Raw genomic sequence first — 15,364 nt, 5'->3', positions numbered from 1 at the left:
TCATGATCGTCCCTGACTCCAATATGCGCCGCAAAGCTCCTTCGACTGGCGCAGTGCTTTTACGCAGCCTTCTGCTTTCACTTTTCCTTATCATCGTGGGATGGGGGATCTATGTTGCGCAGCAAATATCGGAAGTAGCCAATCAGGATGAAGCACAGCAGGCCGATGCTATCGCTGTCTTTGGAGCCGCGGAGTACTTAGGGCGGCCTTCGCCAACGCTGCATTTCAGGTTGGATCACGCAGTGGATCTGTACCGAAAGCAAATTGCTCCGCTCGTCATTACTCTTGGCGGAGGGTCAGACAAGGATTCGGGCAATACAGAAGGGGCCGTCGGCCGCGATTACCTGCTGGCGCACGGTATTCCGTTTGGCAGCATCATCGCAGAGACCCATTCATTCGACACTGAGCAACAGGTGCGCCGGTTGGCAGCGATAGCGCGAGACAACAACCTGCAACATATTGTTGTCGTCTCAGACGGCACACACCTGTTTCGTATCCGTGAACTTTGCCGAGACGCTGGTCTGGACGTCTACACCTCACCGAGAGCTACAGTAGGGCATATCAGTCAGTACGATCTTACGATGAGATATCTGCACGAGATCGTCAGCTATACCGCCTCGAAACTTCACCTCGATATTGGTTGGCCGCGGAGATGGCTCGCAGGCGAGGATGACTACTAGCGGCTCAGAAAGGTCGCCAGCAGAGCGGCAAACAGTGTGGAAGCGAAGTTGACCAGGTCATTGCCGATCCAGCCCTTGTTTTCTGCCGTTGCGCCAAGCAGGCTGTCGAAGATGACCCCGGCGCAGGCGGCCAAGAAGATCACTAAGGCGTGAGGCCATAAAGCATGGTTCAGTGCGCCAACCGAAACGGTTATCGCAGCGCCGAACAAGGCGGCCATGGTTCCGGCAAGAGTAATTCCGCCATTTGTTCCTGCGGGCGCGGGCTTCCCTGTGGTCAGTAATCTTACGGGCCCTCCGACAGCCTGACCTATTTCAGACGAAGCTGTGTCTCCTGCGGCCTCGGCGAGAGCCGCGATGCAGCCTTCGTAACGTCCCGTTGCGGCGAACAAAGCGGCGATCCCAAGGTTTGCGGCAATCTGCGAGGCTTGTCTGCCACGTCGTGGCTCAGCCAGACCCTGTGCTTCCTTGCGTGAGCGGCGGAACTTTGTTGCGGCAAAGGATATTGCAAATACGGCGACGAGGGCGGGGAGCGCGGAGCGCCCAACGGAATGCGTAAAAATTCCGTTCGATATCTGTGGAGATTGGGCCAGGAGGAAACAGATGAGTATCCCGAGGACGACTCCGCCCATGGTCGCCGCGCGCAAGGCCCATACCGCCGCTCCAAAGCTGAGGCTGACGAGCAGCGGGATGCCGACAGACCGCATAGGCTGCCCAAGCCCGTGAGCGGCTATTGGAGGCATGGCCACAGCCAGAAGGAGCAAGCCCGTCACGACGCAGGTTAGCAGGCGGGATTGGAGATGATCCCGGGCGGGGAAGATTGGCCTATTCCTCCCGGTGGACTTGTTGTAGATACCCGGTCCGATGGTCATAAGTGATTTACAATCTGACATAGCATAGCCAACACCAGTAACACGGCGGGAGCAGTTTTGCGTTTAGCAAGAATTGAAGCAGAAGCAACTATCTGGGGCCGGGACAACCGGCGATCCATGCGGTCTCGAATCCTGTCTCAGGTCAAAGCCTTCGGTACTGTCGTTCTGGGGGCCTCAACGCTGGCGGCGATCTCCGGGTGCGGCAACACGTATCGTCCCGTGGTCACGGCGATCAATCCTGTGGGTCCTGCCTCGCAGCCGCAGAAGTACGCGGTCGCCATCTCCGATCCGGGCAATGGGCTTCCAGGGCTTCTGACGATTGTGGATTTTTCCGGCGATACAGTGCTTATCACGGCCAACGTTGGAGTCGCACCGTACTATTTCATCCTGAACGCGGGCGGAAATACCGGTTACACCTTGAATGGCGACGGCACGATGACCAGCTTCGATGTTTCGAACCAGTTGCAGACACGCGATGTCGTGCAGACAACGCTTCTGAACGGCGCTTTGCCGAACAGTATTTTTCCCGACTCGACATCGACATTTGTTACTGAGGCAGGCCGTACCGCAGTGGCTCAGTTGAAGGGGTTTCCACCGGCTTTGAACCAGGAACTTCCGATCGCATCCGGTTTCACGCCGGTTTATATTGCAGGCGTTTCGGGAGCTGCCAGGCAGTATGTCATCAACCAGAACACTGGAGGTGGCAGCGGGCAGGTTGCTGCGATTGAGACTTCGAGCAATACGATCTCCGGCATCATCCAGGTGGGCAAAGCGCCAATTTACGGCGTGATGACGGCTGACGGAAAACGGGCGTTCATCATGAACCAGGGTGACGGAACAGTTTCCGTCATCAACTCACAGGCGAACCAGCTTGACGCAGTACCTTCACCGGCAGTCAATCCAATCCCGGTTGGGACTTCTCCTGTATGGGCAGATCTGGCACCAACAAAGAATGAACTGGTTATTGCGAATGCCGGTGATGGAACATCCAAGGGCTCTGTGAGCATCATCAACATCCCGCTTTGCTCTGCGGCGGCTCTGCCGGGAAACCCGAACTGCGATCCGACCAACCCGATCGATGCCAATGGCTTCGGTCAGGTGCTGGCAACGGTGCCGGTGGGAGTCAATCCTCGCATGGTTGCTGTCCTGCAAGATGGTTCTCGCGCTTATGTCGTGAACCAGGCCGACAGTACAGTCTCCGTCGTCAATCTAACCTCCAACACGGTGACGGCTACGATTCCGGTTCCAGCAACCGTGCACCCGAACTTTATTGCGGCGATCAACGGAACACCGACAGGGAAGGTCTACGTCACCTCTCCTGAGTCGAACAATATGACGATCATTCGCACCGATACCGACGTTGTCGAAACGACCATCCCCTTGCAGGGTAAAGGTGTTCAGGTTCGCGCCCAGATACCGTAGCCGCTCTTCAGCGATGTGGTTTAGCTTCCTGCGAGCACGATAGGCATCGTGGGCGTTTGCGAACCGCCATCGGCTTCGATGGTGACTCCAAATACTTTGGCGTCAATGCCCTTAGGCAAAGGCGGCAGAATGACGCTGGCGTTGCCGCGCGCATCGGGCCTGAAGGTGCCGGCAGGGATTGGATCGCCTCCATCGGAGGGAATCAGCCAAAGCTCATAGGTCTTGAAACTTTCGATAGGTTCCAGATTGCTCGCAAGGAAGATCAGCGATCCTTTCGAGGCGACATAGGTCACCCTGGCCTGTGGGACAGACGGGGCTGGAGATTCGTTGGCCTTGGTGAGCGTTACCTGGCGCGCCGAGGCATCGGTGATGGTCTCCAGAAGCTGTTTCGCTCCAGCCGCATCGGAGTTGAGGCGGTCGATTGCTCCAGCCTGTGAAATGAGCTTCGCGCGCTGTGCCTCGCGCTCGTGGTAAAGATTTCCAGCAGTAATCGCCAATACTGCCGCCACCGCCCACCCAATCCAGGGAAAGGCTGAGGTAAAGGCCCTGGCCACCATCGAGACCTGACCTGTTTGCCGCTCGTCCGCTTCATCAAGATAGCGTCCGCTGCCGAGACCGGTGGTGTACTGCTGGCCTCGCGACGTATATCCCAGCGGCTTTCCAGCCGCGGCTGCCTCAATGCGCTCCATTCGTTCGAGACGCTGAACAGGCACTGGTGGCAGGCGCTCGGGTTCAGGCTGGTCCAATGGGACAAACCGCTTCTCTCGGGCGACCTGGTTCAAAAAACGTTCCCGGGTCAACGCCGGGGGGGAGTGCATGTCTACCGTGTGGGCATACGCTGCCAGATCCCCCTGAAGGCTCGCCAGTTCCTGCCGGCAGTAGGTGCAACTGGAGATATGAGATGCCATGGCTACATGTTCGTTGCGCGGTAGCAACTGCATGGCAAACAGAGCCAGATCGCCCTGGTCGTAATGGCCGGTTGTGCTCATACCAGAAACGCCTTTCTCAGTGTCGTCAGCGCACTGCGGATTCTGGTTTTGACGGTGCCAAGGGGATCGCCTGTCATCTCGGCAATCTCGGAGTGGGTAAGGCCGTCGAAGAAGGCCATCTCAAGCGTCTTACGCTGCTCGGGAGGCAGTCTGACGATGACCGTGCGGGCCTTTTCCGCCATGGTGTTGCGTTCAGCTTCGACTGCGAGATCGTATTGTGAGGCCAGCGAGAGGTCGTCAATCGTGTCGCTGGGTTTTTTGCGGCGCAGAGCATCGATCGACCGGTTTCGCGTGACGACAGTGAGCCATCCTCCCAGGCTCCCTCGGAGGGCGACAAAGCGTTCCGGGCTGCGCCAAACCTGCAAAAAAACCTCCTGAAGCACATCTTCCGCCGATGCAGGATCGCGCAGCACGCGCAAGGCAACGGAGTAGACAACCTTGGAATAGCGATCGTAGATAGAGGCCATGGCATGTTCGTCGCCGCGACGCACCAACGCGAGCAGGGTTGCATCATCCTGCGACTGCTGCGGCGAAGCGTTGGCCAGTCCCATCTCTCTGTACATCAATACGTTCCTGCCGGAAGGTTGGATTGCCCGATAAGTTCTTTCCTAGCAACTCTAACCTATGGAACGCCACAATGTACCTTAATGAATAAGCGACTCCCCGCTGCAGAGAGATTGAATCACCTCATGAAGAACCGCCTAGACAAATTTCTGGTCGATCAGGGACACGCCGCTTCTCGCGAGCGGGCGCAGGCCCTGATTCTCGCGGGACGCGTGCTCGTCAACGAGCAGAAGATCGATAAACCGGGAGCGAATGTCTCCGAGGATGCGATTGTTCGTCTGCTGGGAAGCGATCTGAAGTACGTCAGCCGCGGCGGACTAAAGCTTGAGCATGCGCTTGCGCATTGGAATATCTCGTTGGAAGGTCTTCATGCCGTCGATATAGGGTCTTCGACGGGAGGATTTACCGACTGCATGCTTCAGGCCGGCGCAGCCTCTGTACTTGCGGTGGATACGGGCTATGGTCAGATAGCACAGAAACTCCGCGCTGATCCACGCGTTACGCTACGAGAACGAACCAACGCGCGGCTACTGACTGTAGGAGAGCTTCTTTCAGCCGGCCGGCCTGCTCCAGGGTTTTTCTCGATGGATGTCTCGTTCATCTCGGCGACGCTGGTCCTGCCGGCCGTCATGGCTGCGTTGGGTTGTGAGGGAGTGCCGTGGAAGGGAACCGCCGTGGTCCTCATCAAGCCGCAGTTCGAGGCTGGCCGGCACAACGTCGGCAAGGGGGGTATCGTGCGCGATGAAGGAGCGCGCAGGGAGGCGATCGAGCGCGTGACAGAGTGCGTTGCGGGGCTTGGTGGAACGGAGTTGGAGGTCATAGACTCCCCGATCCAGGGTATGGAGGGTAACCGGGAGTATCTTCTTCGCGCAGTATTCGGAGCAACGTAAACCCGTGGTCTGAGGAGCCGGTACACTAGCACTAATGTTCAAGGCCGCCATCATCTCGAAGCCGCAGAAGCCGGAGCTTGCCACAATTCTTTCAGAACTGATTGCGTGGCTTGAGAGCCATGACTACGAGCCGCTGCTCGATCCGCATAGCGCCGCCTATCTTGATGCGCGGAAGTCAGTTCAGCGCAGCGACATGCCTAAACACCACCCTCATCTGGTGATTGTTCTGGGCGGCGACGGAACGCTACTTGCCGCGGCAAGGGCCTTTGCTCATTCTCCAACGCCGATCCTTGGCGTGAATTTAGGTTCGCTCGGTTTTCTGACGGAAGTTCCACTGTCGGAGCTGTATACAGCCCTTGAGTCGTGGTGCGACAACTGTGCGAGCGTCGAAGTTCGCGACATGATCCGCATCGAGCTGCGGCGCGCAGGCAGGACGATCAAGGAGTGGGACGCTCTCAACGACATTGTCGTCTCAAAGGGATCGATCGCGCGTATGGCCGATTTCTCCGTCGAGATCGACCAGCAGTTTGTTGGCGCAATGCGAGCCGATGGCATCATCGTCTCTACGCCGACGGGCTCCACAGCATACAATCTTTCGGCCAACGGCCCCATCGTCATGCCTTCGGTGAATGCTCTCGTGGTGACACCCGTCTGTCCGCACCTGCTGACGATTCGACCTATCGTTGTGCCTGGAGAGTCGACGGTAACGATTCACATCGAGGGCGTTCCCAACCTGACTTACCTGACCGTGGACGGGCAGGAAGCGATTGAGCTGGAGTTGGGGGACGAGGTGCGCTGCTGCCGCTCAGAGCACGGGGTACGACTCCTAAGACCTCGACGTAACGGACTGTTCAGCGTGCTGCGAAGCAAACTGAGCTGGGGCGAACGCTGATTCCAACCTAGCGGCGTAAGGTAACCACCGGACCGCCAACCGGGTGACAGAAGACCTTGCCGTGACTCAGCGCAATCCGGCGCTGGGCCAGCGAGGCCATCTCAGGGTCGTGCGTCACCATCACGATGGTGTGGCCTTGTCTGTGCAGGTCTTCAAGCAGCCCGGCGACGATCTTCTGGTTTGCCGCGTCCAGGTTTCCGGTTGGCTCATCGGCAAGGAGGATGGGCGGGTTGTTGATCAACGCTCGGGCCACGCAGACACGCTGCTGCTCGCCGCCCGAGAGTTCGCTGGGCAGGTGGTCGGCGCGTTGTCCCAGTCCCACGCGCTCGAGCGCGGTGCGGGCTTCCTTCTCGTCTGTCATGGAGTGGAAGTACTGCGCGAGCATGACGTTTTCAATCGCCGACAGGTAAGGAATCAGGTGAAACTGCTGGAAGATAAAGCCGATTTTGTCGGCGCGAAAACGGTCCAGTTCCGTGGCGGACATACTGGCGACATTGACGCCATCGATGTGAAGCTGCCCCTGTGTCGGCCGGTCGAGGCAGCCGATCAGGTTGACCAGCGTGCTCTTGCCCGAGCCAGAGGGGCCGGTGATGGCGACCCACTCCCCGGCAACGATGGAGAACGAGGCATGGTCGAGTGCGCATACCTTGCCCGCATGGCCTTCATACTCGCGCGTCACGCCGTTCAAGGCAATCACCGCGCAGTCGGGTCGCGTCTGTTCGATCAGGTTTTCTACCAGAGGACTATCGTTCGTCATCAATCTCACTCGCCTTTAAGCAGGGCCGCAGGTTGCAGATTTCGCAGAACACGGGCCGGAAGCATTGCCGCCAGAGCTGCAATCAGAATATTTAGAAGTACGACGGCCGGAAGCACCCCCACGCGCGGAAGCGTGGCCGTATGGAAGTTGAGTTGGCTGATGGCAAAGGCGGCTGCGGAGCCGAGCACAAAGCCTGCCGCGACACCAGCGACAGCAAGGACCATCGCTTCAAGCAGGAACATCGCCATCAACTGAGCCTGCGATCCGCCGAGCGCCTTCATCAGTGCGAAGTCGCGCCTGCGCTCGAGCACGCTGGCCGAAAGTGTTGCCAGCACACTTACCGCGACGGTGAGCGCGATCAGGAGCACGGCCCCGTACATCAGCGCATGCGTCTTGTCGACGATGCGGTCTTCGCCTTCGACCAACTGGCGTACGGGCTCGATCTTCAGGCCGGGAAGCTGTCTCAGCCGCTCGATTGCGGCTTCAACCTTGACGGCCCCACCGGCGATCTGTATCTCGATCACGCCTGGCTGCGCGCCCGTCCACGCGGTAAAGGTAGACAGCGGCATGTAGATGCGGCTGTCTTCGGCGTCGCCGGTGCGCAGTCTGCCCGCGCCCCGTAGCGTCAGGGGACGGCCATCAAAGGTGAGTTGGACGGAGTGCTCGTCGGCGACGAACTGGGCCGCACGTTGCCCGAGTAGAGCCGCGTCAGCTTCATTCGCAGCGGGCCATGCGTCCACCTGCCACCAGGCGTTCAGGCGGCGTACAGCGTCAAAGTCTGTTCCGGAGACGACGACCGGTGTTCCGCGGTCCGTGGTGGCAACGGCATAGGCAAACTCTGCGGCGACAGCGTCCGGTCCCGCGGCTGCCTGCACACGTTCGAGCGTGTCAGGCGGGAACGACTTTCCAGCCTCGGCGGGAGTGATCACGATGTTTGCGCCGAAGTTGCGAAACTCGTGATGCAGCTTGGCGTCGAGGTCGGCGTAGAGCGTGAGCAGCGCCGTTGCCACAGCAGCAGAGATGGTCATCGCCATCAGCGCCGACAGGCTGCGCGCCCTGCGATGCACCAGTGAGCGGCGCAACATGCTGACGATGTTTAACTGCCGGCTCATACGTCGGCCCTCAGAATGGCGGAGGGATCCATGGTCAGGGCGCGGCGGATCGCCGGCGTGCTGCCCGCGAGCGCGACCACGAGGGCCAGCGCGACGATGACAGGAAGCAGCACCGGATTGAAGACGCTCGCAGCGGTAAGAGGAGCATCCGAGCCGAAGATTCGCGCTCCTAACCACCCTGCCAGTCCGGAGCCAGCAAAATAACCAAGCCCACCGGCGAGCAACGCAAGCAGCCCGGTCTCCGCGTAAAACAACATGGCGATGGCGCCCTTGCTGGCGCCGAGAGAGCGCATCAGGCCGATCTCGCCCTGTCGTTCCAGAATGGCCGTCGCCATCGCCGCGCTTACGGCAAAGCCCGCGGCCAGCATGGCGGCTGCGCTGATCAGCCACATCAGGCCGCTGATGCGCTTCAGCACATTGCCCTCGCTCTGTTCGACGCGACGGACCTGCTCGGCCCGCGCACCGGGGATCGCCTCGCGAATCTGGTAGGCGATAGAGTTCGCGTAGGGCCTGCAATACCAGACCTCGCGCAGCTTCGGCGAGAGGGAATCGGGGTCCTTGCGCGCGAAGGCGTCCTCTGGCTTCGTACGAGCGGAGATCTCAACGCGCCGCACGGCATCGGGTGTTCCGGCGATCCTCTGCGCGGCATTGAGCGGGAGAAGAAGCTGATCGTCCGTTGCGGCGCCGGTCGTGACAATGCCGACGATGCGCAGCATGGTGTTCTGAGGAGAGGTGGTGATCGTGTCCCCTATGTGCAGCCCAAGCATTGAAGCCAGAGTGTTGCCAGCCACTGCCTCCGCTTCGCCGCCCGTCGTCTTTGTTTCGTTGGGCCACGCACCTTCCAGTTTCCAAAGTGGGTGGAGTGCGGGAGCGCCTGTCACCAGAGCGGAGCCTCCGCCGCTGCTGAGCGAGTGACGAAACCACATGCCGGTGGCGGCTGCATCCACTGCGCGTCCGCCGGATGTACTTCCAGCGATATGGACAGGAAGCTCGGGCGAAACCCCAGTGATGTTGTTCGCCCAGAAGATGCCACGCAGCTTCTTGAGGTCCGACTCTTTCAGGTAAGCTCCGCCTGAGACAGGCTTCACGTCGACGCCGCCCACCTTCACGTCAAGTTGATCGGCCGCCGGGTGGACCACGATGTTCGCGCCGTAGACAGCGAGTTCGTCGTGGATGCGATCGCCGATGGTGGTCGCGAGTGCCAGCATTGCGGTCACCGCAGTTGTTCCAAGCAGGATTGCGAGGCCCGCAAGTGTCTTGCGTCGCCGCTGCCGCCGGAAGCTCTCCATCAGTAGCCGAAAGAACATTGCCTCACCTAGCGTTCAAATACAGCGACCAGCGTCTTGAGGTCGGCGGCCTGGATCGTCACCTGGCCTCCGCCTACCGTGCTCTTCAAGGGGATCGGGTTGCACCCGCCTTCCTGTCCCATGGAGGAAGCATTCAGAGGCGATGCGCACATCTTGCAGGTGATGCCCTGGCTGCCGATGTAGAAGCCAACCGGGCCGCAGATGTGGCAGGCGTCGCCTACGGAGACGATGTTGCCGTCCGGCTTCTTGAACAGCAGGAAGCGCACCTCGGTGCTTCCTCCCTTGCCATCGTCCACATGCACGCCGTAGCGGTGAAGCTGGTCGTCGTTGACGTCGGCGGTGGGAACCGTTACCTGACTGCCGACGAGTGTGACGGAGGTCGTCGGTGACAACGCCGTGGAACTCTTGGCATAGATGAACTCGGCGGTGGATAGAAAAATAAACAGGAAGCTCGTGCCAACGACTGCGGTCATCCACATCTTCTCGCGGCGCTGGGTCCACTCCGCGCGCCTGCGGTCGGCGGGCGTTGCATTGGCGGTAAGCGCCATGGGAGCCCGGCGGCGGTACTCCATCAGTACCATCAAACCCGCCAGCGCCAACATCGTGACGAAGAAGAAGAGATCGTTGCGAACGATCGGGCCGATCAGCCGCATCTCAGCCTGGCTCGAAGGAAGAACGCCGTTCTCGCTGAGTTCGTGCAGACCGCTGATGGTCAACTGGAACGCCACGAAGTAAAGGATCACGGTGGTGACACGGAAGAACCGTTGCAGGTTGATCTTGACGCTTCCGCGCACGAACAGCACACCGAAGACCACCGCCACGGCCACCCCAAGCAGCGTCCCGGTAAAGCTCATCAGTTCGGTGGAGTTGAGGGTCACAGCAGAGAGGATCAACACCGTCTCCACGCCCTCGCGCAAGACGAGCAGAAAGACGAAGAAGAAAAGCCCGGCCTTCGAGACGCCATCCTGGCCGGTGTATTGCGCGATCTTTTGCTCGATATCGCCGCGCATGGTCCGCGCCGTCTTGTGCATGAACCAGATCATGCTGATGACAAAGACCGCGGCGGCCAACATCACCCAACCTTCAAAGATGTCTGTATTGATCTGAAGTCGTGCCAGCACGATAGCCACAGCGACACTGGCCGCCAAAGCTGCTCCCAGGGCCCAGAAAACCGTCCGCTTCAGCTCCTGACGGCCTATCTTGGTAAGGTAGGCGAAGACGATGCCGATGATCAGCGCGGCCTCCACACCTTCGCGGAGCGTAATGATAAATGCCTGCAGCATGAGGTATTTCTCTTCCCTGGAGAGCCGTCTAGCCTGCCCCGGAACTCCGTGTCCCCTGATTGTCAAGGCACCTAATGCCCTGAATCAGATATCTCTAGTCTATTGAGGACTAATTTGGTCGTCAATTATTGCGACCTATTCAGTCGCAGATTCCCAGGGGTGCCAGGGAAGAGGGAGGTGCTCTCAGAACGCATCAAGCGGGTGGCCGGCGATGATCCTTTCAACCTCTTCATAACCTTGAGGAAAGGCATAATTGTATCTGGGAGGCAACGCAAAGACATACCGGCTATTTCTTCCGAGCTCGCTTGGCCCTATGGGTGCCGCACTCACCGCGATCTTTTCCTGGAAGACGAGGTCCCATTGTTTGCGGGTAAAGATCATGATGGGTATGTCCTGGCGTGGATTGGTTTTAGTCCACCGAGGGTTTCGAATGGAAAGCTCCGGACCATGTATGGCTGGCGTAGGAGATGACCCGTCCGTCGCCATGCCAGTCCACCTGCCAACGACGATGGAATAGCCGTTCCATGCAGAAGGGAGCACGAAGCAGAACCCGTATTTACGGTTGGTGTAGGTTATCGAGCCAGTCGTCGAACGATGTACTGTACCTGTTGCGGATGGCTCCGCATCCTGTGCATGAACAAACCGGCACTGGACGATCAGGCTGATCATCAACAAACCGGCGACGATATGGCGGCGCATGGCGAAAGCCCTGTTCATAGCATCTTTACCACTACAACCGTCAGATCGTCCGCCTGCTCTTTGTCCCCGGAGAAACGAGAGACCGCCAAACAGATATCGTTGACGACAGAACTTGCAGTCTCAGTTCCGGTTTCAGCGATCACGCTCTGGAGGCGTTCGGGAGAGAACTCCTCTTCGGCGTTGTTCTCCTGTTCCGTAACTCCATCTGTGTAGAGAGTGAGAACATCGCCCGGTTCGAGCGATGCAGTCGAATCGGAAAAGCGCGCATCGGGCAGAATGCCCAGCACCGGTCCCGAGTCATTCAGGGCAATTTCCTCTCCGCTCTTCGCCCTCAAAAGTATCGGCGGGTTGTGACCCGCGCAAGCATATTGCAGCGTTCTGCGGGAACGGTGGATGCGCGCATAAAACATCGTCACAAACGTTGCGGGCCTGGTGATTTGCTTCAGCACCTCATCAAGATCCTTGATGATCGCTGCTGGGCCGTCCAGTTCCCGAGCTCGCAGGCGAAGGGCAACGGCGAGTGACGGCATCAGCAGCGCTGCCGCCGCTCCTTTACCGGAGACATCGGCAATAACGACATCCACCTGGTTATCTCCAACCTCGAAGAAGTCGTAGTAGTCGCCGCCAAGCATACGTGCGGGCTGCATGGCCGCTGCAATCTGCATATCGGAGAGCGATAGCGGTTTGGGAAGCACCTGCCGTTGCACCTGCGCAGCGAGAGTGAGATCGGACTCATACTCATCCCGTTGCCGCTTCACTTCGTCTGCCATACGGTTGCGCTGCCGTGCCAGAAGCGTGACGCAGAAGCCCACAATCAGAAAGCTCGACAGGTAGACGATGTCTCGAACAACCCTCCACTCAAGCGATTGCGCCGGCGGGCCAAAGATGTCCTGCAACACGGTACAGAAGACGGAGAGGCCCAGCGTAAAGGACAGAGGGTTGATCAATGCGCACAGAGCGATGGGAAGCACGTAGAGATATCCCAGCGAGATGTTGGCGACGATCTCCCAGTCGGTCACCGCGACGGCGGCAATAGCGATTCCGACAAGCACGTCCAGCAGCCGCATGGTGCGGCGCTCCATCTTGTCGGCAGCTAGCGCTGAAGCTCCAATCCTTTGCATGATCACTGCTGTGGCTATCTCCCTTAGGCCGGTCCACGCATTGGAGAATACGACGTTTCACAAAGCGCGCAGTAGGCATAACTATAGCGGCAACGCCCCGCAATACGGAGATTGTTGTGAAAAATGGGATGCGGAAGGAAGATTATGGTGCGCCCGGAACGATTCGAACGTCCGACCTACTGGTTCGTAGCCAGTTGCTCTATCCAGCTGAGCTACGGGCGCACATTGCGTTGGAAGCAACCTTCTTAATATAACGGATTTATGAGCTTAGAGCAAATCCGGTGCCGTAAGAAACATGCCTTCGCTACAGGAATAAATCATTGAAACTGGTGCGCCCGGAAGGACTCGAACCTCCGACCCTCTGGTTCGAAGCCAGATGCTCTATCCAGCTGAGCTACGGGCGCGGCGAATACATTTTGAATCCTACAACAGTTATTTAGCCGGTGCAGGCGCAGCCAGTTCGGGAACAGGTTCCGGCGCTGCAAACATTGGGAGCCGCTCAACGATATCCAATCCTGCCCGGCGCAGAAGTTGATGAATCATGGCCTCATTCAACCTGGTGGCATCGTACTCAACCCGCACTGTCTTCTCGGCTTCATCGAATGTCACCCGCCGGACGCCGTAGACCTCACGGATTCGAGCAATGGCAAGCGCAGCAGCTTCGGCTGGCGGAACGCCGTAGCGGTAAAGAACATCAAGCTGTGTCATATTTCGATCATACCAGCGCACTATCCGCTCGGGAACACTATCGGCGTTGCGAACCTCGGGCGATCATCGTTGCGGTATATGCAGCGCCAAACCCATTATCAATGTTGACCACAACCACATTCGGTGAGCAGGAGTTGAGCATGCCCAGCAAGGCAGCAGCCCCGCTGAACGATGCGCCGTAACCTACAGACGTAGGTACGGCAATGACTGGAACCCCTACCAGGCCTCCGACGACCGAGGGTAGAGCTCCTTCCATCCCGGCGCAGACGATCACAGCATCGGCAGATGTGAGTTCTTCGCGCACGGAGAGGAGTCGGTGCAAGCCCGCGACACCAACGTCATATATCCGGGCCACTGCCGTGTTGAAAACCTCGGCAGTGACGGCGGCCTCTTCGCCAATAGGAATATCACTTGTCCCGGCGCATACAACCGCAACACGCCCATGCGTTGCAACAGCCTCGGATTGCCGCAACGAAATGGCACGGGCCTGTATGTGATAAAGGGCAGCAGGGGTCTTTTCCTGGACACATCGCGCAGTCGCTTCGTCAGCTCTCGTAGCAAGTACATCGGAACCGGCCGCTGCCATGCGCGCGAAGATCTCCGCAGTTTGCTCGGGCGATTTTCCAGCCGCATAGATGACCTCAGGCAGTCCACTACGCAACGAGCGATGATGGTCGATCTTTGTGTGGTCGATATCTTCGTAGGGAAGGTTCGTCAGCCGGTCCGAGGCTGCGGCCGGAGTCAAGTCCCCTCGCTCCACAGCAGCAAGGAGATCGAGAATGGTGTTGCGGTTCATGCGTTGCCTTTTTCTCCCGCGAGGTATGCCGCCATTGCTGCCTGCTGCACTTGCTTCACCGGTACTCCATGCTGCTCCGCGACGACACGGCAATCGTCAAACTCTGGAGCGGCATTGAAGATCTCGCCGGTCCGTGAACCGATCTTTATTCGAATATCTCCGTAAGTCGTATTCACGACTACGTGTTTGCGATCGAGGATGCTTCTCCGCTCATGATGAATGCGAACGCCGAGCGTACTGGTCTCGCGCAGTAAAAGGTCTTCGAGGACAGCTACACGGGCATCGTCGGCCAGTATGGTGATCAGCGTCCCCAGTCGTCCCTTCTTCATCTGCACCGCAGTGGACATCACATCGAGAGCGCCTAGCGAAAGCGCCTTCTCTGCAACATGCGCCAGTATCTGCGGCGAGAGATCGTCGATAGCGGTCTCCAAAACCGCAACTGAAGACTGCGTCTCATTGTCCGCGTCGCCAATCGAAAGACGTAGCACATTGGGGAAGTCTTTTGGATTGCGTGAGCCTGCGCCATAGCCAATCCGCTCGATACGCATGGCAGGCTGCGCGCCAAAGGTTGGCGACAGCGCTCGAACAATGGCTGCTCCTGTCGGCGTCACAAGTTCCTGTTGCACATGCGCTGAATAGGTTGGAAGGCCACGAAGAAGGTCGGCTGTCGCGGGGGCGGGCACAGGAAAGCGCCCATGCGAACAGTCAACCGTTCCCCCGCCGACATTTAGCGGGGAACAGTACCATTGATGAATTTTGAGGGAATGGATTCCTGCGCTGGCGGCGACGATATCCACGATGGCGTCGACCGCACCCACCTCGTGAAAATGGACATCTTCAATCTCCACGTTGTGGATCTTTGCTTCACTCGCGCCGAGTAACTCAAATGCGTGAATAGCAGTGTGCTTGACCGGCCCAGCGAGATGAGTGGCTTGAATCAGGTCACGAATGGCACTAAGCGGCCTTCCATGGCTTTCATGCCGGTACGAATGGGTTTCAGTGTGTTTGTGCGAATGGATCGTGTGACGAGAATGTTGCGGCTGTGTGCTTTTAGCAGCAGGCGCCTTATCGACGATCTTCCCATCTTCAAGCACATGAACCTTTGTGGCCGAGATACCGCTTCGTTCGACTCGCTCGATCTTCAGCGATGCGCCGATATTCAGTGCGGCGACAGCATCCTCAAGCACTCTCTGGTCTGCGCCCGAGTCGAGCAGAGATCCAATAAACATGTCGCCACTGATTCCGGCGAAGCAGTCGAGATATGCGATTCGCATA

16 protein-coding genes and 2 tRNA genes are annotated in these 15,364 nt (G+C 58.6%); 4 read left to right on the top strand and 14 right to left on the bottom strand.

What is annotated here, in order from left to right; translation table 11 throughout:
• Nucleotides 1-23 precede the first annotated feature (23 nt).
• Nucleotides 24-680, top strand: a complete 657-nt coding sequence (locus tag JSS95_05310) for a YdcF family protein (protein MBS1799225.1) — start codon at nt 24-26, stop codon at nt 678-680.
• Here the strand turns inward: JSS95_05310 and JSS95_05305 are convergent.
• A complete protein-coding gene (locus JSS95_05305) occupies nt 677-1,549 on the bottom strand; it encodes a DUF92 domain-containing protein (protein MBS1799224.1) in 873 nt (290 codons plus the stop codon). The two genes, JSS95_05310 and JSS95_05305, sit on opposite strands and share 4 nt — an antisense overlap.
• A gap of 165 nt (nt 1,550-1,714) precedes the next feature.
• Between JSS95_05305 and JSS95_05300 the strand changes: the two genes are divergently transcribed.
• Complete coding sequence (locus JSS95_05300; GenBank protein ID MBS1799223.1) at nt 1,715-2,971, top strand: YncE family protein; 1,257 nt, start codon at nt 1,715-1,717, stop codon at nt 2,969-2,971.
• A gap of 20 nt (nt 2,972-2,991) precedes the next feature.
• On the opposite strand, the gene JSS95_05295 is transcribed toward JSS95_05300, so the two are convergent.
• Entirely contained in the window at nt 2,992-3,960 is a 969-nt protein-coding gene (locus JSS95_05295) for an anti-sigma factor (GenBank protein ID MBS1799222.1), read from the bottom strand.
• Complete coding sequence (locus JSS95_05290; GenBank protein MBS1799221.1) at nt 3,957-4,523, bottom strand: sigma-70 family RNA polymerase sigma factor; 567 nt, start codon at nt 4,521-4,523, stop codon at nt 3,957-3,959. Before JSS95_05290 ends, JSS95_05295 begins: the two co-directional genes overlap by 4 nt.
• Nucleotides 4,524-4,649: 126 nt before the next feature.
• Between JSS95_05290 and JSS95_05285 the strand changes: the two genes are divergently transcribed.
• Both JSS95_05285 and JSS95_05280 read left to right on the top strand, forming a co-directional pair.
• Nucleotides 4,650-5,414 (top strand): TlyA family RNA methyltransferase, encoded by a 765-nt coding sequence (locus tag JSS95_05285; protein MBS1799220.1) that lies wholly within the window; start codon nt 4,650-4,652, stop codon nt 5,412-5,414.
• A 34-nt stretch (nt 5,415-5,448) separates the two neighbouring features.
• Nucleotides 5,449-6,306 carry an NAD(+)/NADH kinase gene (locus tag JSS95_05280; GenBank protein MBS1799219.1) on the top strand — a complete coding sequence of 286 codons (858 nt, stop codon included), beginning with the start codon at nt 5,449-5,451 and terminating at the stop codon, nt 6,304-6,306.
• 7 nt (nt 6,307-6,313) lie between these two features.
• Here JSS95_05280 and JSS95_05275 read toward each other — a convergent pair whose 3' ends face one another.
• From JSS95_05275 to larC, 11 genes are all read right to left on the bottom strand, one after another.
• A complete protein-coding gene (locus JSS95_05275; protein MBS1799218.1) occupies nt 6,314-7,063 on the bottom strand; it encodes an ABC transporter ATP-binding protein in 750 nt (249 codons plus the stop codon).
• 5 nt (nt 7,064-7,068) lie between these two features.
• Entirely contained in the window at nt 7,069-8,175 is a 1,107-nt protein-coding gene (locus JSS95_05270; GenBank protein MBS1799217.1) for an ABC transporter permease, read from the bottom strand.
• Nucleotides 8,172-9,482 (bottom strand): ABC transporter permease, encoded by a 1,311-nt coding sequence (locus tag JSS95_05265; protein MBS1799216.1) that lies wholly within the window; start codon nt 9,480-9,482, stop codon nt 8,172-8,174. The genes JSS95_05270 and JSS95_05265 overlap by 4 nt, the downstream gene beginning before the upstream one ends.
• A gap of 8 nt (nt 9,483-9,490) precedes the next feature.
• Nucleotides 9,491-10,765 carry a DUF2318 domain-containing protein gene (locus JSS95_05260; protein MBS1799215.1) on the bottom strand — a complete coding sequence of 425 codons (1,275 nt, stop codon included), beginning with the start codon at nt 10,763-10,765 and terminating at the stop codon, nt 9,491-9,493.
• Between the two features lie 183 nt (nt 10,766-10,948).
• Entirely contained in the window at nt 10,949-11,464 is a 516-nt protein-coding gene (locus tag JSS95_05255) for a hypothetical protein (GenBank protein ID MBS1799214.1), read from the bottom strand.
• 14 nt (nt 11,465-11,478) lie between these two features.
• Nucleotides 11,479-12,585, bottom strand: a complete 1,107-nt coding sequence (locus JSS95_05250) for a PP2C family protein-serine/threonine phosphatase (protein ID MBS1799213.1) — start codon at nt 12,583-12,585, stop codon at nt 11,479-11,481.
• 145 nt (nt 12,586-12,730) lie between these two features.
• Nucleotides 12,731-12,807 (bottom strand) — tRNA-Arg (locus JSS95_05245).
• 105 nt (nt 12,808-12,912) lie between these two features.
• Nucleotides 12,913-12,989: transfer RNA gene (locus tag JSS95_05240), tRNA-Arg, on the bottom strand.
• Between the two features lie 28 nt (nt 12,990-13,017).
• Nucleotides 13,018-13,293 (bottom strand): hypothetical protein, encoded by a 276-nt coding sequence (locus JSS95_05235; GenBank protein MBS1799212.1) that lies wholly within the window; start codon nt 13,291-13,293, stop codon nt 13,018-13,020.
• Between the two features lie 37 nt (nt 13,294-13,330).
• Nucleotides 13,331-14,089: a nickel pincer cofactor biosynthesis protein LarB gene (larB, locus tag JSS95_05230; GenBank protein MBS1799211.1), complete on the bottom strand. Its 759-nt coding sequence runs from the start codon at nt 14,087-14,089 to the stop codon at nt 13,331-13,333.
• Nucleotides 14,086-15,363: a nickel pincer cofactor biosynthesis protein LarC gene (larC, locus tag JSS95_05225; protein MBS1799210.1), complete on the bottom strand. Its 1,278-nt coding sequence runs from the start codon at nt 15,361-15,363 to the stop codon at nt 14,086-14,088. Before larC ends, larB begins: the two co-directional genes overlap by 4 nt.
• Nucleotide 15,364: the final 1 nt, after the last annotated feature.

The sequence above is a fragment of the Acidobacteriota bacterium genome, from assembly GCA_018268895.1.
Classification (GTDB): Bacteria; Acidobacteriota; Terriglobia; order Terriglobales; family Acidobacteriaceae; genus Edaphobacter.
Note: the sequence above shows the minus strand (reverse complement) of the source record. Positions and strands in the feature narration are given on the sequence as shown.